The following is a 21640-nucleotide window of genomic DNA, read 5'->3' as shown; positions in this document are numbered from 1 at the left end:
GATGGGGACGCCCCATGAGCAGTCGCGACGATGACCGTTTCCGCGTCCGCCCTGGTGCGCCGAAGCAGCGCGGCGACGCCTTCATCAACAAGGTGCTGCGCCAAACCAGCAAGGCCGGGGTGAGGCTCGGCAAGGCGGCTGGCAAGGTCGGTCAACGGCCCGGTTCCCGCTTAGGGCGCGGCCATGTCGCGGCCCGCTTTGCTGGGCGTTCGCTGACGGCCAACGCGCGGCGCGTGACGATCAAAGCTCGGCTGGTGAATCTGGCGAAGGCCGGGCCGCGCTCGACCGCTTCGCACCTGCGCTACATTGAGCGCGAAGGCGTCGATCGCCAGGGCGGGCCGGGCCACGCCTACGGCCCGACGACCGACGCGGCAGATACCGCCGCCTTCGAGGAACGCGGGCGAGAGGATCGGCACCAGTTCCGTTTCATCGTCTCGCCGGAGGATGCCGAACAGCTTGAAGACCTGCGCACCTACACCCGGCATCTGATGGCGCGCATTGAGGCCGATCTGGGCACGCGCCTGGAGTGGGTAGCAGTCGATCACTGGAACACGGACAACCCGCATACGCACGTCGTCCTGCGCGGCAAGGACGACACCGGCAAGGACCTCATCATTTCCCGCGACTACATCGCCGAGGGAATGCGTCATCGGGCATCGGAACTGGCGACCGAATGGCTGGGGCCGCGCACCGAGTTAGAAATGCAGCGCGCCATGCTGCGCGAAGTCGATCAGGAGCGATGGACAGGTCTGGATCGCACCTTGCAGCGCGAGGCCGGCAATGATGGCCTGGTGCGCACCGAACGCTTCGCCGAACCCCGGCTGCAACGGCAGCGGCAAATGCTGATGGGCCGGCTGCAACGCTTGCAGCGCATGGGGTTGACGACCGAGCAGCAGCCCGGCGCGTGGGCTGTCCATGCCGAAGCCGAGCCGACGTTGCGGGCGATGGGCGAGCGCGGCGACATCATCCGCACGATGCAGCGGGCCATGAGCGGCAAGCTGCGCGAGCTTGCCGTGTTCCAACCCGGCGAGGATGGCCGCGCAATTGTCGGCCGCGTCGCCGGTAAGGGGCTGGCCGACGAGCTATACGACAAGGGCTATCTGATTGTCGACGGCATGGACGGCAAGGCGCACTACGTCGCGCTGCCGCCTCGGTCGGAGCTGGAGCAGTACCCGACTGGCGCCGTGGTGGAAGTGAAAGGCTCGGCCGACATGCGCCCCGCCGACCGCAACATCGCCGCGTTGGCCGTCGATGGCGTGTATCGCACCGATCATCACTTGGCCGTCGCCCAAGGTCAGGCAACGCCCGACCGCGACCCGCGCGAAGTGGTCGCTGCACACGTGCGCCGGCTCGAAGCCCTGCGCCGCGCCGGCATCGTGGAGCGGGAGGCCGAAGGCGTCTGGCGCGTCCCCGATGACTTGACCGAGCGTGGTCGCCAATACGACGCGCAGCGCCTGGGAGGTGGCGTAGCGGTGGAACTGAAATCGCATCTGCCGATCGAGCGGCAGGCCCGCATGATCGGCGCCACCTGGCTCGACCAGCAGTTGATCGGTGGCGGCAAGGGACTGGGCGACCTGGGCTTTGGGGCAGAGGTCAAGGACGCCCTACGCGAGCGCGCCGATTTTCTGGCCGAACAGGGGTTGGCCGAGCATCGCGGGCAGCGCGTCGTCCTCGCGCGCAACCTGCTGGCAACGCTGCGCGGTCGAGAGCTGGCACAGGCCGCGAAGGACATTGCCGACGAAACCGGGCTGGAGCATCGGCCAGTGGCTGATGGCCAGCGCGTGGCCGGCATCTACCGGCGTAGCGTCATGCTTGCCAGCGGGCGCTATGCGATGCTCGATGACGGCATGGGGTTCTCGCTGGTGCCCTGGAAGCCAGTGATCGAACAGCGGTTGGGACAACAGCTCGCCGCGACGGTCCGCGGCGGAGGAGCGTCTTGGGACATCGGACGACAACGAGGGCATGACAACAACCGGTGAACCCTAGCGCTCCAGTGCTAGGCTCTTAGCCCTAGCGTCAGTGCGCATTAGCACACGTGACGCGGCGCCTGCTTTGTGCCCGGCGGCGGCAAGCCAACTGTCAGCGTCAACTGAAAGCAGACATTACGCGGAGGCACAGGCTTGCTTGACTGTTTCAAGGACTTGATCCGAGAGGGACGAGTCGTTGATGAAGTGAGCGACCGTAAGAGCGCCGATAAGTGTGGTGGCGATGACGACAGCTTTACTGCGTGCCTTTTCGGAGTCCTCCGAATCGATCTGGGAGAAAATGATATCTACCAGCTTGGAAAAACTATCTGTTGCAGAAGAGCGTGTCGCGCTATCACATCTAGCAAGCTCGCTCCCAAGCATCGCGAGCGGGCAACTGATGGTCGGATCATCTCGGCGAGATTGATCCAGGTAGAAGTTGGCGACACTACGCAGGCCAGATGAGCGGCGCTTTCCTCGCAGTGCCAGCGAGATGCCGTCAATTTGCCGCTGCGCAGCGACCGAACACGCTTCGGCGACGAGTTGGTTCTTCGACTCGAAATGCCGATAGAAGCCGCCCCGGGTCAACCCCGCTGCAGCCATCAGATCGTCTAGTCCGGTTCCATCAATGCCATTGCGGCGAAATTCACTGGAAGCGGCTTCAACGATCCGTGCGCGGGTAGCAACAGTTTCTTCTCTCGACTTTCTCATCGTGCAGCAATGCCCTCAAGGTAAACAGTGTTCAACAGGATCGAATCCGTTCATGCCGCTCCTGCCTGCCCATAGCAAGGTTCGCCCGCACTAGAAGACGGGTTGTGACAGCCCCGCTGCTGCGCGAACGTCACAGCATGCGTAGCGCCTCTCGCATGGAATAGTTTGCGCTCTTAGATGTTACATGGCATCATTGCACGTGTAAAGATGTTGAGTAACATCTAATTTTGCAGGAAGCCATGCTCACTGATGAGCTGTGGATTCATAGGGCGCCGTCAATGGCGCCGATCTTGAGAGCACTTCATATGCGTAGAGTTGTGATCACAGGGATGGGCTTGGTTACGCCTTTGGGGGTTGGATTGGAATCCGTCTGGACTCGCCTCCTCGCGGCAAAGTCAGGATTGAGTTGGCTGCCTACAGCTCTGTCCAATAACCTATCAGTCAAGGTAGCCGGACAAGTACCGGGTGTTGATGACGACCCGGCGGCTGGGTTCGACCCTGTACTTTTCGTTATGGAACGGGATTTGCGCAGAATGGACCGTTTCATCGTGTTCGCGTTAGCCGCGGCGGAAGAGGCTATTGGCCAAGCCGGGTGGCGTCCCACCTCAGAGCGCGACCGCGCTCGAACCGCCACTATCGTCGCCTCCGCAATCGGAGGGTTTCATGCGATTACGAGCGCTGTGGATACGGTTCGCCAGCGGGGCCCGGGGAAACTCTCTCCTTTCACCATTCCCTCGTTTCTGATCAACCTGGCGGCGGGCCAAGTCTCAATCAAGTACGGCTTTACCGGACCGTCAGGGGCCCCGGTCACAGCATGCGCGGCCAGCGTCCAGGCTATCGGTGACGCCGCCAGGCTCATCCGCGCCAACGAGGCCGACATTGCGCTTTGCGGCGGCGCGGAAGCCTGTATCAATGAGGTCAGCCTAGGCGGATTCGCGGCCGCGCGAGCTTTATCTACCGCTAACTATGATCAACCGTCGAAGTCCTCAAGGCCGTTTGACTCCGCACGGGATGGATTCGTCATGAGCGAAGGAGCTGGCATGCTCGTGATCGAGGATCTGGATCACGCGCGTGCACGGGGCGCCCGCCCAATCGCGGAGGTCGTCGGCTATGGGACGACCTCCGATGCCTATCACATAACATCCGGGCCTGAGGATGGTCGTGGGGCGAGACGAGCGATGGAGATCGCCCTAGAACAAGCCAACATACCGCCAGACGAAGTTCGCCATCTCAACGCTCATGCGACTTCAACTCAGGTTGGTGATAGGGGCGAGATCTCGGCCATTAAGGCAGTCTTTGGCGATCATTACCGCACCGCGATCAGCGCAACGAAATCGTCCACGGGCCATCTTCTCGGAGCAGCCGGCGCGACGGAAGCGATCTTCACGGCATTGGCCTTACGAGATCAGATCGCTCCGCCCACACTTAATCTGGAAAACCGGGACATCGCAGCCGAAGGGCTCGACATCATTGGTGGTTCCGCTCACCCCATTGCGTCCGAGTACGCCATATCTAATGGCTTCGGATTCGGTGGCGTGAATGCGTCCATTCTTCTGCGGAAGCTGAGCTAAGGAAAACAATGTCTCAATGGATAACCAGGGCGAAGGCCATCCTAGCCGCGGAAGCGGCGGCCATAACAGCCGTCAATCTAAATGTTTCTTTCGATAATTCCATTGACACCCTGTTCGAATGTCAGGGAAAGATCGTCACGACTGGAATGGGGAAAGCCGGGTTCGTGGCCAAGAAATTTGCCGCTACGCTTTGTTCCACCGGCACGCCGGCGACCTACCTTCATCCAGGCGAGGCTGCGCATGGCGATCTAGGCCTAATCTCTCCGAACGACTGCATCGTGGCCTTCTCGACTAGCGGCAAGACGCGGGAAGTTCTGGAGTTGATCGAGCTTGCCCGCCACCTGGATTGTGGTCCGATCATTGGCATCACATCCCATCCCGAGTCCGAAATGCGCCGCCTGAGCGATAACGTCATCGATATGGGACTCATTGAAGAGCCTTGCCTATTGGGCCTCACACCGACCGCAAGCATCGCAGTGATGTCCGCGATCGGGGATGCGATCGCACTCATTCTCATGGAGAGAAAAGGCTTCTCTCGCCACGACTATGGGCTTCGTCATCACGGGGGATACCTTGGGGCCAAAGCTCGCGAAGACAACGTGGCAGGAGTCTCCAAGAATGCACACACATAACACCGCCCACGCCGAATCCTCGAATCCTCCAGAGCGAGGCCGCAAACCACGCAAGAAGAAGACGCTTGTCATTGCATGCGGAGCCGTAGCCCGAGAGCTGCTGGAAGTGACACGCATGAATCAATTGACGGATATCGATGTCACCTGTCTCCCGGCGTCGTGGCATATGACCCCGCAAAAAATACCGGAAGGTATGAGGCAGAAGATCAAAGAGAACCGATCTTCCTATGACGAAATCCTATGTCTGTATGGAGACTGCGGAACGGGTGGGAAACTGGACGAAGTTCTTGAGGAGGAAGGGGTCGCACGTATTGAAGGCGACCACTGTTATGCGTTCTTCGCTGGTGTTGAGCAGTTCAAAGCATTGCACGAGGCAGAAGGTGGAACCTTCTATCTGACTGATTTCCTGGTGCGTCATTTTGATCAGTTCATTATCCGCAATCTGGGCCTGGATCTGTATCCAGAATTACTCCCCGACTACTTCGGGAACTTCACCCGGGCACTGTATCTCGCTCAGATTCCTGATCCCGTGCTGGAGAAAAAGGCGCGTTTGGCTGCCGAAAGGCTGGAATTGCGATTTGAAATGCGGACTACCGGCCTTCAGGGTATTGATAGCTTTCTAACTCACCGCATCCCCATCGCCAGCGCGAGCTAACACGACGAGATGAAATTGCCGCCGCAGAACGTATCCGAGCTTCTCATAGAGCTTAATGGCACCCGTGTTGTCGCTGAAGACATGAAGGAACGGCGTCTCGCCACGAGCAACTACTCTCTTCCCGACGAGGTTCACTAATGTTTCCGCATACCGATGACCACGATAGTCAGGATGCACACACACAGCGCTGACTTCGGTGTAGTCGGGCAGACGCATTCGTTCGCCCGCCATGGCAACCAGTTTGCCGCCAACACGAATGCCGTAGTACTCGCCCATCTCATGGGTACGAGTTCCGAACGGGCCGGGACGCGTCATTGCTACCAACTCGAGCATGTCGGGCACATCGGCGACACCGAGGCGCGATGCTTTCGCCACTGAGCTGTCGGAAGGTGCTGTCGATAGCACCATCTGATTGATAAGACCACGTTGAATTACATTCAATCCGGATGGGGGCTCAAGTTCCTGAAGCGTGACGAGCGCGGCGTGATCACCTGCCAGCACTAGATCTGCAAGCGCTTTCCAATTCGCGGGAGAGTTGCCGCCAAGCACGGCGAAGGGGCCTATCGGCGCTGGGTAACGTAGCGCGAGCGCGTCCCCCGCGGCTAGATGCTGATGGCAGCTGGTCAGTGACTTCCAGATGAAGTCGTCGAGGGGGTGTGAATTCTGCATAACTGACTTCCTTTTTGTTATCGCGTTCCGAAGGCAGCGAATCCTCGAATGACGGAGGGCCGTGCCATGACGGCTTGATACCACCGCCGCAATTGCGGAAGCTCGCTCCAATCGATGTGGCGCTCAACAGCGAAGGCGATGGTGATCGCTGCAATGTCGGCCAACGTAAATGTCTCCCCAGCGATAAACTCGGATGTCTTTACGAATCGCTCTGCAACGGAGAGGGCTTTCATCGCACGGAGGTCGAGTGCTTGCGGCGAACTGTCCTTCACGCCACTTGCCCGGAGTTGGAATGCGGCGTGGCTGGGGGCGATCACATCCGTCAGAAAATAAAAGAACCGCTCATAAGCGACGACACGTCGACGCGTGCCACCGACAGGAAACAAGGTTTCTGAAGCAGCCTCGGCGACATAGAACAGGATGGCGTTGGACTGCGTAAGTACAAGGACTTCGTCGCCATCAACGCGGTCGACAATCACCGGCACTTTGCCATCTGGGTTGAGCGCCAGGAACTCAGCTGTCCGATGCTCTCCTCGCCGCAGGTCCAGTCGGACAGGGCGATAGGGTAATCCCGCCTCCTCAAGAGCTATAGCTACACGTAGGCAGTTCCCTGTTCGAGCGCCGTACAGGTCAATGGGGGCAAGACGTTCACCGAGCATGTGTGGTCGCTTTTCTACTTGACGGTTTAGATGTTATACGACATCATAAAAAGATGTCAATCAACATCATTAGTCTGAGAGGACTAAACCGTCATGCCTAGGACAGGAATCCACCATGGGAGCAAATCCAAGACGCTGCTCCTGTTGACTGCGTCTCTGATTTCGTCATTGATCATGCTCGACTCGAACATCGTGGCCGTAGCACTCCCAACGATCGCTCGATCACTCAATGCGACCTTCACTGACATCGAATGGGTGGTCAGCGCATATATCCTGACCTTTGCCGCGCTATTGCTCGCCGCAGGCTCTTACGCAGATCGTCACGGCAGAAAGCGGGCAATGTTGATTGGCTTGGGGATATTCATCATTGCCTCTGCGTTATGCGGCTTTGCTACATCAGCGCACGTCTTAAACTGGGCCCGCGCGCTGCAAGGCATCGGAGGAAGTTTGCTCTTGACCTCTGCCCTCGCCGTTATCAATCACGCCTTCGTCGGTGTGGATCGTGCCAAAGCCTACGCGTTCTGGGGAACGTGCCTTGGAATCGCCATCACAAGCGGTCCCATCGTGGGAGGCGTCATCACGGACTGGTTAGGATGGAGGTGGGCGTTTCTTATCAATCTTCCGGTCGGTTTCATCCTGTTCATTGCCGCCGCCAAAATAATCGATGAATCTCGTGATCCAGATGCGAAGAGCCTCGATATTGCAGGAATTCTCACTTTCAGTTGCGCGCTCTTTCTACTGATTTGGGCGCTCATCGATGGCAACAACGTTGGCTGGGCAACGACTGTAATCATCTGGCGCCTGGTGGGCGCCGCCTTGCTCTTCATAGCGTTTGCGGTCGTCGAAGTTCGGCAAAAGCGGCCTATGGTTGACTTTTCTCTCTTCCGAAACCGGACATTCCTGGGGGCGACCTTTGCGATGCTGGGATATGCCGCCGGTGCGCAGGTGCTGGTCTTCTTCCTACCGCTATTCCTTCAGATTGCCTACGGACTGGCCCCCTCGTCCGCCGGCTTTGCAATGTTGCCGTTTGCGCTGCCCATGTTCCTCACGCCGCTGCTTGGAGCTCGCCTCGCAGGGCGCTATTCCGGGCGAACGCTGCTAACTTTAGGTTTGGTCGTGAGCGTATTCGGCGACGTTCTCCTGTCGACATTGGCAGCGTCCGAAGCATCCTACGCCTTTCTCGTTATCGGCATGCTCGTCGCCGGAGCAGGTGCTGGTTTGCTCAATGGCGAGACCGCAAAGGTGATGCAAGGAGCAGTGCCGGCGCAGCGCGCAGGAATGGGGTCCGGCCTGACTGCTACGGTTCGATTCGTTGGCCTTCTATTGGGCGTTGTGAGTCTAGGGGCTCTGCTATCGAAGGAGGTCTCTCGTCACTTCATTGCTTCGAGCTTGTCGTTGGGATTGGACCCAAATCTCGCGGCCTCCTTCGCAAAGCGCGTTGCGGCAGGCGACTTTGGTAGCTTGATGATTCAACTCCCGACGTCACTGCATGAGCCGGTGCAAGCGGCTGCCACCAAGTCGTTCGTTAGCGGCTTTGCCGCAGCGAGCGCCCTAGCTGCAATTACTGCGGCGACGGCCGGAATTTTGACGTATGTACTCGTGCGTAGAGCAGACACCGCGCCTGCGGTGGGCGGGCACGAATCGGCGGTTGCCGCGATGGAGTAGATAGCAATCGCCCGCGGAACAAGACTTGATGGCAGGCATCTAGAGTGATGATGGTCTTGCTGCGGTTGTGCGAATGGACAAAGAGTCTTCCATGGAACTTCGACACCTACGATGTTTTATAGCCGTTGCCGAAGAACTCCATTTTGCTCGCGCGGCTGAACGGCTACACATTGAACAGTCGCCTCTGTCAAGGGCAATCAAAGAACTGGAAGAAGAACTGGGCGTTCAGCTTTTCGTGCGAACTACCCGCAGTACCCGGTTGACTCGCGCCGGACAGCTGTTTATGGATCACGTTCCGCGTGTCTTCACCGCGTTGCAGCAGGCACGCGACAGCGTGAAGGCTGCCGCTAACGGCTTTCACAGCCAGTTGCGGGTTGCCCTTTCCGACGGCATACCGCCATCGCGCTTCTCGACCTTCTTGGCATTGTGCCGCGAAGAAGAGCCGAATATCGAAATACGTCTATTCGAGATTCCGTTGGCGCAGCAGATCAAAGGGCTGCGCGACGACCTGTACGACTTGGGTTTTGCTCGATCGAATGATGTTGGCGATGGCCTCATTGCCGAGGCCGTCCTGGAAGATCCGTTCATGGTGGCAGTGCCTGCTCGACATCCTCTGTTGGCATACAAGCGCGTCCCACTAGAGGAAGTGCTGCGCCATCCGCTGGTACTTGTGGATCCTCAAGCGTGCGAAGGCTATGCGCGGCAGATTGAACGGGTGCTGCGGCGAATCGATCAAGAGCCGCTGATTGCCGAACGAGTAGCATCTTGTGATCTGATGATGTCAGTGGTGGCGGCTGGCCTCGCCTTGGGTCTGGCCGGTGGTTCGCAGATCGTCAACAGCCGCGAGCAGGGCGTGGTCGCGCGGCCCCTGGCTGGCCGCACATCAATGCTCACGACTTATCTGCTGCGCCGGGACATCGAGCCTTCGGATGTACTGGCTCGTTTCATCGAGAGGACAAGTTCCCTCAAACCCCCTGCGGCGAAGACATCTACCGCAGTGTCCGCTCTCGATTCTTCTGAGGAACGCGAACCATGAACAGGACCATGCTGTTTCTTCTCGTTGCCGCGCTAACTGCCTGCGGAAAGTCTGGGCCGACCGAAACGGTGGAGTCGCTGGCGGCCAATCCCGAGCGGCTGAAGGAGCTGCGCGAGCAGTGCAAAACAGATCGCGCCAAGCTGGGCGACGAACTCTGCAATCGTGTGGCCGAGGCGACGAATCGGCGCTTCCTTGGGGATGGTAAGACGCCCTACAACCCGCCGAAAGAAACACCGAAGTTCTGATCGTTGCCCATTCGCACAAAACTTCGGATTCCTAACTAGATACGCCGCAACGCGCCATTACTTGCGGCATTTTTCCTCAATTCGCTACGGCGCGAAATCTTGCTTTTTTCTCGATAGTTCTTCCGATAACGGTCTTTGACCGCCTCTTGACCTAGCCCGAATCTCACGGCTACGGCACGTTTTTGTGCCGCATGTCGTTCAGGAGAAATCGGAGGCCAGGATGCAAGGTCAAGGCGTGTTGTTCGGGCAGGTCGGTGTCGTCTTTGGCATCGTTATCGCCGGTGTGTGGATCGCCACACAGTGGACAGCCGCTGCACTGGGTTATCAGCTACGCCTAGGCTCGCCCTGGTTCGATTTCTTCGGTACGCCGGTCTATCACCCCTGGCGGTTGTTCGAGTGGTGGTTCGTCTTCGATGCCTATGCGCCCCGGGTCTTCGATATCGGCGGCGCGATTGCGGGCGGCAGCGGCCTGGTGGCTGTCGTAGTCGCCATCGCCATGTCCGTGTGGCGCTCGCGGCAATCGAAACTGGTGACGACTTACGGCTCGGCGCGCTGGGCCGACGCCGTTGATATTCGCAAGGCGGGACTAACACAGTCTGCAGGCGTCTTCCTTGGTCGGCATGACGACCAATACCTGCGGCACGAAGGTCCGGAGCACGTCCTGACCTTCGCACCTACGCGATCCGGCAAGGGCGTCGGCCTGGTGGTTCCTACACTGTTGAGCTGGCCAGCGTCCGCCGTCATTCACGACATCAAGGGCGAGAACTGGCAGATCACCGCCGGCTGGCGCTCGCGCTTCTCGCACTGCCTGCTGTTCAATCCCACCGATCCGAAGTCAGCGGCCTACAACCCTCTGCTGGAAGTCCGGCGCGGCGCGCATGAAGTACGCGATGTACAGAACATCGCCGACATCCTGGTTGATCCCGAAGGCGCGCTGGAGCGCCGCAACCACTGGGAGAAAACTTCGCACGCACTTCTAGTCGGCGCCATTCTGCACGTGCTCTATGCGGGAACCGACAAGACACTGCGCGGCGTCGCCAACTTCCTGTCCGATCCGGCGTGTCCGTTCGAGCTGACGCTGCACCGGATGATGACGACAAAGCATCTGGGCGATGCCCCGCATCCCGTCGTCGCATCGGCTGCGCGCGAGGTTTTGAACAAGTCGGACAACGAGCGGTCGGGTGTGCTGTCCACGGCCATGTCGTTTCTCGGCCTGTACCGCGATCCCACAGTGGCCGAAGTCACGTCGCGCTGCGACTGGCGCATCGCCGATCTGATCGCGTCCGAATCACCTGTGTCGCTGTATCTGGTGGTGCCGCCTTCGGACATCAGCCGCACGAAGCCGCTGGTGCGCCTGATCCTCAACCAGATCGGTCGCCGACTGACCGAATCACTTGATGGCAGCGACGGCATCGCCCGTCGCCACAAGCTGCTGCTGATGCTCGACGAGTTTCCTGCGTTGGGCCGGCTCGACTTCTTCGAGACCGCGCTGGCGTTCATGGCCGGCTACGGTATCCGCAGCTTCCTCATCGCTCAGTCGCTCAACCAGATCGACAAGGCCTACGGCCAGAACCATTCGATCCTCGACAACTGCCATGTGCGCGTGACGTTCGCCACCAACGACGAACGCACCGCCAAGCGCATCTCCGAAACGCTCGGCACGGCCACCGAGCTGCGCGCACAGCGCAACTACGCCGGCCATCGGCTGGCGCCCTGGCTGGGGCACCTGATGGTGTCGCGGCAGGAAACGGCGCGCCCGCTGCTGACTCCCGGCGAAGTGATGCAACTTCCGCCGGACGATGCCGTGGTGATGGTGTCCAGCTTGGCGCCGATCAAGGCGAAGAAGCTGCGCTACTACGCCGACACCAATTTCAAGCGCCGTGTGCTGCCGCCGCCCACGCTCGCAGCCGGGCGCTACGCCGATGCGCCGCCGCTCCGTCCTGACGACTGGAGCGGCTTGGCTATCCCTGTCGTACCTGCCGCATCGGCGGACTTGAACGACAGCACAGCCGCTACCGACGACGGCGGGCCGCGTCGGCAGCCAGAGCTATCCGAGGTCACCGAATACCTCCCCGACCAAGAGCCAGCGATCAACGACCTGGCGCTGCTCGATGACGACGACTTGCCGTTACCCCTTCCTCGTCAGCTTGACCCGGCCATGCAGCGCACGGCCCGGCTGGCGTCCCTCGACCAACACGACGGAATCGAGCTATGAGCCAATACCGCCTCAACCTGTTCATTCCGCACGAGCACGCCAAGCGCTTGGACGAGCTGGCCGCCAAAAAAGGCGTGTCCAAGTCGTCCATCGTCGCGGCGGCGCTGGCGTCCTGGCTGTCGCCGGATGCGGGCGACCAGCGTGAGGCGGCCATTGCAAAGCGGCTGGATCGACTGTCGCGCCAGTTCGAGAGGCTGGAGCGCGACCAGAACATCGAGATAGAAACGCTGGCGCTGTTCGTCCGCTACTTCTTGACGGTTAGCACGCCGGTTCCCGAAGCCCATCAGGAAGCCGCCCGCGCGCAGGGCAAGGCACGCTTCGAGCAGTTCGTCGAACAACTCGGCCGCCATCTGATGCGCGGGCGCAGCTTGGTGCGCGACGTAGTTGAAGAGCTGCATCCCGACACCGCTCACCTGGACGATACGGCGGCACTGGCCGAAGCCCAGGAGCGTGCCTCATGAGTGCCATTCCCTCGACTGTCGGGCAGTCCTTCGCCACCACCTCGCTCGACCGGCGCATCCGCATGTTGCGAACCGCGATGGGGCCGCTGATCGCCGCCGCGCTGGAAGACCCGGACGTGGTGGAGATCATGCTCAACCCCGACCGCACACTCTGGGTCGATCGCCTGTCCTCGGGCCGCGCGCCGCTGGGCGCAGAACTGTCCGAGGAAGACGGCGAACGCATCATTCGTTTGGTCGCCGCGCATGTCGGCGCGGAAGTCCATCGCGGTCAGCCGCTCTTGAGCGCCGAATTGCCGGAAACCGGCGAGCGCTTCGAGGGCATCCTGCCGCCGGCCGCGCCGGGGCCGGCCTTCGCGCTGCGCAAGCGCGCCGTCGGCGTGATCCCGTTGGATCGCTACGTCACCGACGGAATGATGACCGTCGAGCAGGCCGAGTTCCTGCGCAGCGCGGTACGCGAGCGCCAGAACATCCTGATCGCCGGTGGCACCAGCACCGGCAAAACCACGCTCGCCAATGCCTTGCTCGCGGAGATCGCCGCCACCGGCGACCGCGTGTTGGTGCTCGAAGACACCATCGAACTGCAATGCATGGCGCGCGACCACGTGCCGCTGCGCACGCGTGCCGGCGTCGTGTCGATGACCGAACTGGTACGCGCCACGATGCGGCTGCGCCCCGATCGCGTGATCGTCGGCGAAGTGCGCGGCGGCGAGGCGTTGGATCTCATCAAGGTGTGGGGCACAGGTCATCCCGGCGGCATCGCCACCATCCATGCCGGCTCCGCGCTGGGCGCGCTGCTGCGCCTGGAGCAACTGATTCTCGAAGTGGCTGTGAACCCGCCGCGGGCGCTCGTCGCCGAGGCCGTCAACGTCGTCATCCACATCGCCGGCCGTGGCCGGCGCCGCCGCATCGAGAGCATTGCCCGCGTCCTTGGCTTCGACGGCGTGGGCTATCGCCTCGCGGATGCGCTGGAGCCCCCGCTTCCAGAGCTGCCGCTTTCTTCCCCATCCCCTGACCACCTTGGGGTCGTCTCAGAAAACGGAAAATAAAGCACGCTAAGCCGGTTGCAGCGGCCGTAGCGGCCTGAACTTGCCCGCGCCGATCTTGGCGCTGCTGCGCCAGAGGTAATCGCCGGTCAGGTTGATGTGCTCCCAGCCGAGCGGCGACAGGTACTGCAACAGGCCGTCATCGACGGCTTGACCGTGGCCACGCAAGGCGTTCGCGGCCCGCTCCAGATAGACCGTGTTCCATAGCACGATGGCCGCCGTCACCAGGTTGAGGCCGCTGGCCCGGTAGCGCTGCTGCTCGAAGCTGCGGTCGCGGATTTCCCCCAGGCGGTTGAAGAACACGGCGCGGGCCAGCGCGTTGCGCGCCTCGCCTTTGTTCAGCCCGGCATGCACGCGGCGGCGCAGCTCGACGCTTTGCAGCCAGTCCAGGATGAACAGTGTGCGCTCGATGCGTCCCAGCTCACGCAGGGCGACGGCCAGGCCGTTCTGGCGCGGGTAGCTGCCAAGCTTCCTGAGCATCAGCGAGGCCGTCGCCGTGCCCTGCTTGATCGAGGTGGCCATCCGCAGGATTTCATCCCAATGGGCGCGGACGTGCTTGATGTTGAGCGTGCCGCCGATCATCGGTTTCAACGCCTCGTAGGTGGCATCGCCCTTCGGGATGTAGAGCTTGGTGTCGCCCAGGTCACGAATGCGCGGGGCGAAGCGGAAGCCCAGCAGGTGCATCAACGCGAAGACGTGGTCCGTGAACCCTGCCGTGTCGGTGTAGTGCTCCTCGATCCGCAGGTCGGATTCGTGATACAGCAGGCCGTCGAGCACGTAGGTCGAGTCGCGCACGCCGACGTTCACGACCTTGGTGTGGAACGGCGCGTACTGGTCGGAGATATGGGTGTAGAACGTCCGCCCTGGGCTGCTGCCGTATTTCGGATTGATGTGGCCGGTGCTCTCGGCCTTGCTGCCGGTGCGGAAGTTCTGGCCGTCCGACGATGACGTGGTGCCGTCGCCCCAATGCTCGGCGAAGGGATGTCGGAACTGCGCGTTGACCAGCTCGGCCAGTGCCGCCCCGTAGGTTTCGTCGCGGATGTGCCAGGCTTGCAGCCAGGCCAGCTTGGCGTAGGTCGTGCCGGGGCACGATTCCGCCATCTTGGTCAGGCCCAGGTTGATCGCGTCGGCGAGGATCGTGGTCAGCAACAGGTTTTTGTCCTTGGCCAGGTCGCCTGACTTCAGGTGGGCGAAGTGCCGGGTGAAGCCCGTCCATTCGTCTACCTCCAGCAGCAATTCGGTGATCTTGACGTGCGGTAGGATCATCGCCGTCTGGTCGATCAGGGCCTGTGCGGTATCGGGCACCGCCGCATCGAGCGGCGTGATCTTCAGGCCCGACTCCGTGATGATGGCGTCCGGCAGCTCGTTGGCCAGCGCCATGCGGTTGACGGTGGCGAGCTGCGTTTCCAGCAGCGTCAGCCGGTCATGCAGGTACTGGTCGCAATCGGTGGCCACGGCCAGCGGCAATTCGCTGGCCTGCTTGAGGCTGGCGAATTTCGCGGGCGGCACCAGGTAGTCCTCGAAGTCCTTGAACTGGCGCGAGCCTTGCACCCAGATGTCGCCGGAGCGCAGCGCGTTCTTCAGCTCCGACAGCGCGCACAGTTCGTAGTAGCGCCGGTCGATGCCGGTGTCGGTCATCACCAGCTTCTGCCAGCGCGGCTTGATGAACTCGGTCGGCGCGTCGGTGGGCACCTTGCGGGCGTTGTCGCTGTTCATGCTGCGCAGCACCTCGATGGCGTCGAGTACGTCCTTGGCGGCGGGCGCGGCCCGCAACTTGAGCACGTCGAGAAATTCCGGCGCGTAGCGGCGCAGCGTGGCGTAGCTCTCGCCGATGCGGTGCAGGAAATCGAAGTCCTCGGGTTGCGCGAGCCGCTGCGCTTCGGTGACGCTCTCGGCGAAAGCATCCCAGGACATGACGGCCTCGATGGCGGCGAACGGATCGCGGCCCGCTTGCTTGGCCTCGATCAGCGCCTGGCCGATGCGCCCGAACAGCCGCACCTTGGCATTGATCGCCTTGCCGGATGCCTGGAACTGCTGCTGATGCTTGTTCTTGGCGGCATTGAACAGCTTGCCCAGGATGCGGTCATGCAGGTCGATGATTTCGTCGGTGACGGTGGCCATGCCCTCGATGGCGAGCGCCACCAGGGTCGCGTAACGCCGCTGCGGCTCGAACTTCGCCAGGTCGGCGGGCGTCATCTGGCCGCCCTCGCGGGCGATCTTGAGCAGCCGGTTCTGGTGAACCAGCCGCTCGATGCCGGAGGGCAGGTCGAGCGCCTGCCACGCCTTGAGGCGTTCGATGTGTTCCAGCATGTGCCGCGAGTTCGGTTTGACCGGGGATTGCCGCAGCCAGGCCAGCCACGTCGTCTTGCCGTTGTCGCGGCGCTTGAGCAGATCGTCGAGGCGACGGCGATGCACGTCCGTCAGCGGCTCAGCCAAGGCGTCGTAGAGACGCCGGTTGGCGCGGGTAATCGCTTCGGCGCTCGCCCGCTCGACGGCGTTGAGGGCGGGCACAATGACCGACTGCCGCCGCAGGTGCTCGATCAAGGCTCTGGCCAGCACGATGCCCTTGTCGGTTTGCATGGCCAGCTCGGTCAGCAACTGGACAGCCTGCCGGTAGTGGCCAATCGTGAACGGCTGGAAGCCGAACACCGTTTGCAGCTCGACCAGGTGCTCGCGTCGGGTCTGCTCACGCTGCCCGTACTCGTCCCAGCTTTCGATGCCGACCTTGAGCTGGTTGGCGACCAGTCTCAGCAATGGCGGGAACGGTGGCTCATCAGCGCCAAGGATGACGCCGGGAAAGCGCAGGTAGCAGAGCTGCACCGCGAAGCCCAGCCGATTGGCCGGGCCGCGCCGCTGCCGGATGATGGAGAGGTCGCTTTCGCTGAACGTGTAGTGACGGATCAACTCATCCTTGGTGTCCGGCAACGCCAGCAGGCTTTCGCGCTCGGCGGCGGAGAGGATCGAACGGCGGGGCATGCGGTTTCCTTCTTCTTGAAAACGTAGGTTTGTGACAAGCCCGCCAAGGCAACCGGCGCGGTGTCGTTTTCAGAAGACGACCGCACCATCTGACTGGATGTAACGCCTGGTGTGCATACGGCTCCTGACAGCCCAATATCAGGAGTCGTCTGCACCAATCTCGACTATGCTCAATACTCGTGTGCACCAAAGCGAGGTTTGGGCATGACATCAGACACTCCACCGATTGCCGCGCAAGGCGTGGCCACCCTGCCCGACGAGGCATGGGCGCAAGCCCGGCACCGGACGGAAATCATCGGGCCACTGGCAGCGCTTGAGGTGGTCGGGCATGAAGCCGCCGATGAGGCAGCCCAAGCGCTGGGCCTGTCCCGGCGACAGGTATATGTCCTGATCCGTCGCGCCCGGCAGGGTACTGGCCTGGTAACAGACCTGACGCCCGGCCGATCCGGCGGCGGCAAAGGCAAGGGGCGCTTGCCGGAACCGGTCGAGCGCATCATCCGCGAGCTGCTGCAAAAGCGCTTCCTGACCAAGCAGAAACGCAGCCTGGCGGCGTTCCACCGCGAAGTCGCGCAGGCGTGCAAAACCCAGAAGCTGCCGGTGCCGGCGCGCAACACCGTGGCCCAGCGGATTGCCGGACTACACCCGGCGAAAATAGCCCGCAGCCGGGGCGGGCAGGACGCTGCCCGTCCCTTGCAAGGCGCGGGTGGCATTCCGCCCGAAGTCACCATGCCGCTGGAACAGGTGCAGATCGACCACACCGTCATCGACCTGATCGTGGTCGACGAGCGCGACCGGCAACCGATTGGCCGCCCATATTTGACCCTCGCCATCGACGTGTTCACGCGCTGCGTACTCGGCATGGTGGTCACGCTGGAAGCGCCGTCCGCCGTCTCGGTCGGCCTATGCCTCGCGCATGCCGCCTGCGACAAGCGGCCCTGGCTGGAAGGGCTGAATGTGGAAATGGACTGGCCGATGAGCGGCAAGCCCAGGCTGCTCTATCTGGACAACGCGGCCGAGTTCAAAAGCGAAGCGCTGCGCCGTGGCTGCGAACAGCATGGCATCCGGCTGGACTATCGCCCACCAGGCCAGCCGCACTACGGCGGCATCGTGGAACGGATCATCGGCACGGCGATGCAGATGATCCACGACGAATTACCGGGGACGACCTTCTCCAATCCCGGCCAGCGCGGCGAGTACGATTCCGAGAAGATGGCCACCCTGACGCTGCGCGAGCTGGAGCGCTGGCTCGCGTTGGCGGTAGGCACCTATCACGGCTCCGTGCACAACGGCCTGCTCCAGCCGCCGGCCGCGCGCTGGGCCGAGGCCGTGGAGCGCGTTGGCGTCCCGGCCGTCGTTACCCGCCCCACCGCGTTTTTGGTCGATTTCCTGCCGGTGATCCGCCGCACCCTGACCCGCACCGGCTTTGTCATCGACCACATCCACTACTACGCCGACGCCCTCAAGCCGTGGATTGCCCGGCGCGAGCGCTTGCCCGCCTTCCTGATCCGGCGCGATCCGCGCGACATCAGCCGCATCTGGGTACTGGAACCGGAAGGTCAGCACTATCTGGAGATCCACTACCGCACCTTGTCCCATCCGGCCGTCACCCTCTGGGAACAACGCCAGGCGCTGGCCAAATTGCGTCAGCTCGGGCGCGAGCAGGTGGACGAGTCGGCGCTGTTCCGCATGATCGGGCAGATGCGCGAGATCGTGACCACCGCCCAGAAGGCCACGCGCAAGGCGCGGCGCGACGCTGATCGCCGCCAGCACCTCAAGACGTCGGAGCCACCGGCCAAGCCCATACCGCCGGATGTGGACATGGCTGACCCGCAGGCAGACAACCTGCCGCCGGCCAAACCGTTCGATCAGATCGAGGAGTGGTAGCCGTGGACGAATATCCCGTCATTGACCTGTCCCACCTGCTGCCAGCGGCACAGGGTTTGGCCAGGCTGCCGGCAGACGAGCGCATCCAGCGCATTCGCGCCGACCGCTGGATCGGCTACCCGCGCGCGGTCGAGGCGCTGAACCGGCTGGAAACTCTGTATGCGTGGCCGAACAAGCAACGCATGCCAAACCTGCTGCTGGTCGGCCCCACCAACAACGGCAAGTCGATGATCGTCGAGAAATTCCGGCGGGCGCACCCGGTCGGCACCGACGCTGACCAAGAACATATCCCGGTGCTGGTCGTGCAGATGCCGTCAGAGCCATCGGTGATCCGCTTCTATGTCGCGCTGCTGGCTGCGATGGGCGCGCCGCTGCGCCCGCGCCCACGGCTGCCGGAAATGGAGCAACTGGCGCTGGCCCTGCTGCGCAAGGTCGGCGTGCGCATGCTGGTGATCGACGAACTGCACAATGTACTGGCTGGCAACAGCGTTAACCGGCGCGAGTTCCTCAACCTGCTGCGCTTCCTCGGCAACGAGCTGCGTATCCCCCTGGTCGGGGTCGGCACGCGCGAGGCGTACCTGGCCATCCGTTCGGACGATCAGTTGGAAAACCGCTTCGAGCCGATGCTGCTGCCGCCGTGGGAGGCCAATGAGGACTGCTGCTCGCTGCTGGCCAGCTTCGCGGCGTCACTCCCGCTACGGCGGCCATCCCCGATTGCCACGCTGGACATGGCCCGCTACCTGCTCACCCGGAGCGAAGGCACCATCGGCGAGCTTGCACATCTGCTGGTGGCGGCGGCCGTCGCCGCCGTGGAGAGTGGCGAGGAAGCGATCAACCACCGCACGCTCAGCATGGCCGACTACATCGGCCCCAGTGAGCGGCGGCGACAGTTCGAGCGGGAACTGATGTGAAGTCCGCGCCGCGCTGGCCGCTGCATCCGGCACCCAAGGAAGGCGAAGCCCTGTCCTCATGGCTCAACCGGGTCGCCGCCTGCTACCAGATGGACGTGCACGAGCTGCTGGCCCACGATCTTGGTCACAGCCAACTTGATGACCTGGATACCGCACCATCCTTGTCGTTGCTGACGGCGCTCTGCCAGCGCAGTGGCGTCGAGCTGGAGCGGTTGCGCAGCATGAGTCTTGCAGGCTGGGTGCCGTGGCTGCTCGACAGTCTCGACGATTCGGTACCAGCAGCCTTGGAAACCTATACATTCCAATGCGCGGTGCTCCTGCCCAAGCGCACCCGCAAGGTGCGGTCCATCACTCGCTGGCGTGCCTGGCTACCGAGCCAGACGATTCGCCGGGCGTGTCCGCAGTGTCTGAACGATCCAACGAATCAAGCTGTGCTACTCGTCTGGCAGCTCCCCTTGATGCTGAGCTGCCCGCAGCATGGCTGCTGGCTGGAGTCCTACTGGGGCATGCCCGGCCGGTATCTTCAGTGGGAAATCGCCGATGCTGCGCCGCGCCCTGCCGATGACGCAATCGCCTGCATGGACCGGCGCACCTGGCAGGCGCTGACGACGGGTTTTGTGGAGCTGCCGCGTCGGCGTGTCCACGCCGGCTTGTGGTTCCGGCTGCTGCGCACCCTGCTTGATGAGCTGAACACGCCGCTCTCGCACTGCGGCAGTTGCTCGGCGAGCATCCGCCATGTCTGGGAGCGCTGCGGCCATCCGCTGCGCGCCGGGCAGAGTCTGTGGCGTCCCTACGAGATTCTGGCCCCGGCGGTGCAGTGGCAGATGCTGGAGGCGGCGGCCACCGCCATCACGCTGATCGAGTCAAAGGCGCTGATCCCGCGCGGGGAACAGGCCGCGCTGTTTCAGACGGAGCCGCACACTGGTTTCACCAACGGCCTGCCGGCGAAGGTGCCGAAGCCGGAACCCATCAACCACTGGCAACGAGCAGCCCAGGCCATCGATGAGGCCATCATTGAAGCGCGACACAACCCGGAGACGGCCCGCTTGCTGTTCACACTGGCGTCCTACGGGCGACGCGACCCCGAATCCCTGGAACGTTTGCGCGCCACGTTCACCAAGGAGGGCATCCCGCCGGAGTTTTTGTCACATTACGAGCCTGAATGGCCGTTTGCAGGTCTTAGACTAAATGACGGGTTAAGTGACAGTTTTTGACGGCGAGAACTTTCTGGCTCACACTGTCACATAATCGAACGTATATGTGACAGGTACGACATGCTGATAGGCTACATGCGGGTATCGAAGGCGGACGGCTCCCAGGCTACCGATTTGCAGCGCGACGCGCTGATTGCCGCCGGGGTCGATCCAGTACATCTTTACGAGGACCAGGCATCCGGCATGCGCGAGGATCGGCCCGGCTTGACGAGCTGCCTGAAGGCGTTGCGAACTGGCGACACACTGGTCGTGTGGAAACTGGATCGGCTCGGACGCGACCTGCGACATCTCATCAACACCGTGCACGACCTGACTGGGCGCGGCATCGGCTTGAAGGTATTAACCGGGCACGGCGCGGCCATCGACACCACGACCGCCGCCGGCAAGCTGGTCTTTGGCATCTTCGCCGCCCTGGCCGAGTTCGAGCGCGAGTTGATCGCGGAGCGCACGATTGCCGGCCTAGCTACCAAAAGGAGGCCCCCCGGCTCTGCCGGGGAGGCAGTAGAAGTTTGACTTTTCAGGAGGTTGTCCACCGTAGAGACTTTCAATCGTGAGCCGCCAAGCAAACGAAAGGAAGAAACACGATGGACAAGTATGAAAGTTTGAGTCACACGGCCTGGGATTGCAAATATCACGTGGTCTTCATCCCCAAGTGTCGAAGGCGAACGCTGTACAAGCAGCTACGCGAACACCTGGGTGAGGTATTCAGAAAGTTGGCCGCGCAAAAGGAATGCAGGGTTGAAGAGGGGCATCTGATGCCCGATCACGTGCACATGATGCTGTCGATCCCACCGAAGTACTCGGTGTCGCAGGTGGTGGGCTTTATCAAAGGCAAGAGCGCAATCCACCTTGCGCGGGTGTACGGAGAGCGAAAGCGCAACTTCGTGGGTCAGCACTTCTGGGCGCGAGGGTACTTCGTCTCGACGGTGGGACGCGACGAAGCGGTGATACGGGAGTACATCCGAAACCAGGAGAAGGAAGACGAGAGGTTGGACCAACTCGGTCTATGGAGGTGAGTAGCCACCGATAGGTGGCCCCAAGAATGAGGGGCCGCGTTAGCGACCCCTTACAGCCGCTTTGAGCGGCTCACATCCCGAATGCCCCCGGCTTTGCCGGGGGATGGTTACCC

18 protein-coding genes and 1 pseudogene are annotated in these 21640 nt (G+C 62.1%); 15 read left to right on the top strand and 4 right to left on the bottom strand.

The genetic code is table 11. The annotated features are described in order from the left end of the window. The first annotated feature begins 14 nt into the window (after positions 1-14). Positions 15-1979 (top strand): relaxase/mobilization nuclease and DUF3363 domain-containing protein, encoded by a 1965-nt coding sequence (locus tag K225_RS0116680; RefSeq protein ID WP_026437450.1) that lies wholly within the window; start codon positions 15-17, stop codon positions 1977-1979. Positions 1980-2102: 123 nt separating this feature from the next. On the opposite strand, the gene K225_RS0116675 is transcribed toward K225_RS0116680, so the two are convergent. Next, positions 2103-2675: a TetR/AcrR family transcriptional regulator gene (locus K225_RS0116675; protein WP_026437449.1), complete on the bottom strand. Its 573-nt coding sequence runs from the start codon at positions 2673-2675 to the stop codon at positions 2103-2105. Between the two features lie 305 nt (positions 2676-2980). On the opposite strand from K225_RS0116675, the gene fabF reads away from it, so the two are divergent. Genes fabF through K225_RS21060 form a run of 3 tightly spaced genes read left to right on the top strand, consistent with a single transcriptional unit; the run spans position 2981 to position 5533 of the window. Further along, positions 2981-4246 (top strand): beta-ketoacyl-ACP synthase II, encoded by a 1266-nt coding sequence (gene fabF / locus K225_RS0116670; protein WP_026437448.1) that lies wholly within the window; start codon positions 2981-2983, stop codon positions 4244-4246. Between the two features lie 8 nt (positions 4247-4254). Continuing rightward, positions 4255-4878 carry an SIS domain-containing protein gene (locus K225_RS0116665; protein WP_026437447.1) on the top strand — a complete coding sequence of 208 codons (624 nt, stop codon included), beginning with the start codon at positions 4255-4257 and terminating at the stop codon, positions 4876-4878. Beyond that, complete coding sequence (locus tag K225_RS21060) at positions 4865-5533, top strand: DUF1638 domain-containing protein (protein ID WP_051249032.1); 669 nt, start codon at positions 4865-4867, stop codon at positions 5531-5533. Before K225_RS0116665 ends, K225_RS21060 begins: the two co-directional genes overlap by 14 nt. Here K225_RS21060 and K225_RS0116655 read toward each other — a convergent pair. Together K225_RS0116655 and K225_RS0116650 are read right to left on the bottom strand one after the other, a co-directional pair. Continuing rightward, the gene (locus tag K225_RS0116655) at positions 5498-6202 is read right to left on the bottom strand and encodes a GNAT family N-acetyltransferase (RefSeq protein ID WP_026437446.1); all 705 of its coding nucleotides are present in this window, start codon (positions 6200-6202) and stop codon (positions 5498-5500) included. The two genes, K225_RS21060 and K225_RS0116655, sit on opposite strands and share 36 nt — an antisense overlap. A 17-nt stretch (positions 6203-6219) precedes the next feature. Beyond that, complete coding sequence (locus tag K225_RS0116650) at positions 6220-6861, bottom strand: glutathione S-transferase family protein (protein ID WP_026437445.1); 642 nt, start codon at positions 6859-6861, stop codon at positions 6220-6222. Positions 6862-7035: 174 nt separating this feature from the next. On the opposite strand from K225_RS0116650, the gene K225_RS0116645 reads away from it, so the two are divergent. The 6 genes from K225_RS0116645 (at position 7036) to trbB (ending at position 13529) form a co-directional block, all read left to right on the top strand. Beyond that, entirely contained in the window at positions 7036-8526 is a 1491-nt protein-coding gene (locus K225_RS0116645; RefSeq protein ID WP_238323260.1) for an MFS transporter, read from the top strand. A gap of 91 nt (positions 8527-8617) precedes the next feature. After that, entirely contained in the window at positions 8618-9562 is a 945-nt protein-coding gene (locus K225_RS0116640) for a LysR substrate-binding domain-containing protein (RefSeq protein ID WP_026437443.1), read from the top strand. Further along, a complete protein-coding gene (locus K225_RS0116635) occupies positions 9559-9807 on the top strand; it encodes an EexN family lipoprotein (RefSeq protein ID WP_026437442.1) in 249 nt (82 codons plus the stop codon). Before K225_RS0116640 ends, K225_RS0116635 begins: the two co-directional genes overlap by 4 nt. Before the next feature lie 220 nt (positions 9808-10027). Then, on the top strand, positions 10028-12022 hold the full coding sequence (locus K225_RS0116630; RefSeq protein ID WP_026437441.1) for a conjugal transfer protein TraG: 1995 nt from the start codon (positions 10028-10030) through the stop codon (positions 12020-12022). Continuing rightward, positions 12019-12483 carry a ribbon-helix-helix protein, CopG family gene (locus K225_RS0116625; protein ID WP_026437440.1) on the top strand — a complete coding sequence of 155 codons (465 nt, stop codon included), beginning with the start codon at positions 12019-12021 and terminating at the stop codon, positions 12481-12483. Before K225_RS0116630 ends, K225_RS0116625 begins: the two co-directional genes overlap by 4 nt. Continuing rightward, the gene (gene trbB / locus K225_RS0116620) at positions 12480-13529 is read left to right on the top strand and encodes a P-type conjugative transfer ATPase TrbB (RefSeq protein ID WP_026437439.1); all 1050 of its coding nucleotides are present in this window, start codon (positions 12480-12482) and stop codon (positions 13527-13529) included. The genes K225_RS0116625 and trbB overlap by 4 nt, the downstream gene beginning before the upstream one ends. Before the next feature lie 6 nt (positions 13530-13535). On the opposite strand, the gene K225_RS0116615 is transcribed toward trbB, so the two are convergent. After that, on the bottom strand, positions 13536-16502 hold the full coding sequence (locus K225_RS0116615) for a Tn3-like element ISPa38 family transposase (protein WP_003100881.1): 2967 nt from the start codon (positions 16500-16502) through the stop codon (positions 13536-13538). A 204-nt stretch (positions 16503-16706) separates the two neighbouring features. On the opposite strand from K225_RS0116615, the gene K225_RS0116610 reads away from it, so the two are divergent. From K225_RS0116610 to tnpA, 5 genes and pseudogenes are all read left to right on the top strand, one after another. Further along, positions 16707-18386, top strand: a complete 1680-nt coding sequence (locus tag K225_RS0116610; protein WP_003465068.1) for a DDE-type integrase/transposase/recombinase — start codon at positions 16707-16709, stop codon at positions 18384-18386. 2 nt (positions 18387-18388) lie between these two features. Beyond that, the gene (locus K225_RS0116605; RefSeq protein ID WP_003465065.1) at positions 18389-19297 is read left to right on the top strand and encodes a TniB family NTP-binding protein; all 909 of its coding nucleotides are present in this window, start codon (positions 18389-18391) and stop codon (positions 19295-19297) included. Continuing rightward, entirely contained in the window at positions 19294-20511 is a 1218-nt protein-coding gene (locus K225_RS0116600; RefSeq protein WP_003465063.1) for a TniQ family protein, read from the top strand. The genes K225_RS0116605 and K225_RS0116600 overlap by 4 nt, the downstream gene beginning before the upstream one ends. 60 nt (positions 20512-20571) lie before the next feature. Continuing rightward, positions 20572-20985, top strand: a pseudogene (locus K225_RS21055) (recombinase family protein); the annotation flags it as partial. A gap of 110 nt (positions 20986-21095) precedes the next feature. Continuing rightward, positions 21096-21527 carry an IS200/IS605 family transposase gene (gene tnpA / locus K225_RS0116590; protein ID WP_026437438.1) on the top strand — a complete coding sequence of 144 codons (432 nt, stop codon included), beginning with the start codon at positions 21096-21098 and terminating at the stop codon, positions 21525-21527. Positions 21528-21640 lie beyond the last annotated feature (113 nt).

This window comes from Acidovorax sp. JHL-9, from assembly GCF_000426205.1.
GTDB lineage: Bacteria > Pseudomonadota > Gammaproteobacteria > Burkholderiales > Burkholderiaceae_C > Acidovorax > Acidovorax soli.
The sequence above is the reverse complement of the archived record's forward strand: the minus strand, read 5'-3'. Positions and strand labels throughout refer to the sequence as shown.

Bases quoted from the DNA above. Each gene is read 5' to 3' on its own strand.
- K225_RS21060 (WP_051249032.1), top strand. From the start codon at position 4,865: ATGCACACACATAACACCGCCCACGCCGAATCCTCGAATCCTCCAGAG.
- tnpA (WP_026437438.1), top strand. From the start codon at position 21,096: ATGGACAAGTATGAAAGTTTGAGTCACACGGCCTGGGATTGCAAATAT.
- K225_RS0116645 (WP_238323260.1), top strand. From the start codon at position 7,036: ATGCTCGACTCGAACATCGTGGCCGTAGCACTCCCAACGATCGCTCGA.
- K225_RS0116680 (WP_026437450.1), top strand. From the start codon at position 15: ATGAGCAGTCGCGACGATGACCGTTTCCGCGTCCGCCCTGGTGCGCCG.
- K225_RS0116650 (WP_026437445.1), bottom strand. From the start codon at position 6,861: ATGCTCGGTGAACGTCTTGCCCCCATTGACCTGTACGGCGCTCGAACA.
- K225_RS0116655 (WP_026437446.1), bottom strand. From the start codon at position 6,202: ATGCAGAATTCACACCCCCTCGACGACTTCATCTGGAAGTCACTGACC.
- fabF (WP_026437448.1), top strand. From the start codon at position 2,981: ATGCGTAGAGTTGTGATCACAGGGATGGGCTTGGTTACGCCTTTGGGG.
- K225_RS0116635 (WP_026437442.1), top strand. From the start codon at position 9,559: ATGAACAGGACCATGCTGTTTCTTCTCGTTGCCGCGCTAACTGCCTGC.
- trbB (WP_026437439.1), top strand. From the start codon at position 12,480: ATGAGTGCCATTCCCTCGACTGTCGGGCAGTCCTTCGCCACCACCTCG.
- K225_RS0116615 (WP_003100881.1), bottom strand. From the start codon at position 16,502: ATGCCCCGCCGTTCGATCCTCTCCGCCGCCGAGCGCGAAAGCCTGCTG.
- K225_RS0116675 (WP_026437449.1), bottom strand. From the start codon at position 2,675: ATGAGAAAGTCGAGAGAAGAAACTGTTGCTACCCGCGCACGGATCGTT.
- K225_RS0116625 (WP_026437440.1), top strand. From the start codon at position 12,019: ATGAGCCAATACCGCCTCAACCTGTTCATTCCGCACGAGCACGCCAAG.
- K225_RS0116610 (WP_003465068.1), top strand. From the start codon at position 16,707: ATGACATCAGACACTCCACCGATTGCCGCGCAAGGCGTGGCCACCCTG.
- K225_RS0116630 (WP_026437441.1), top strand. From the start codon at position 10,028: ATGCAAGGTCAAGGCGTGTTGTTCGGGCAGGTCGGTGTCGTCTTTGGC.
- K225_RS0116640 (WP_026437443.1), top strand. From the start codon at position 8,618: ATGGAACTTCGACACCTACGATGTTTTATAGCCGTTGCCGAAGAACTC.
- K225_RS0116665 (WP_026437447.1), top strand. From the start codon at position 4,255: ATGTCTCAATGGATAACCAGGGCGAAGGCCATCCTAGCCGCGGAAGCG.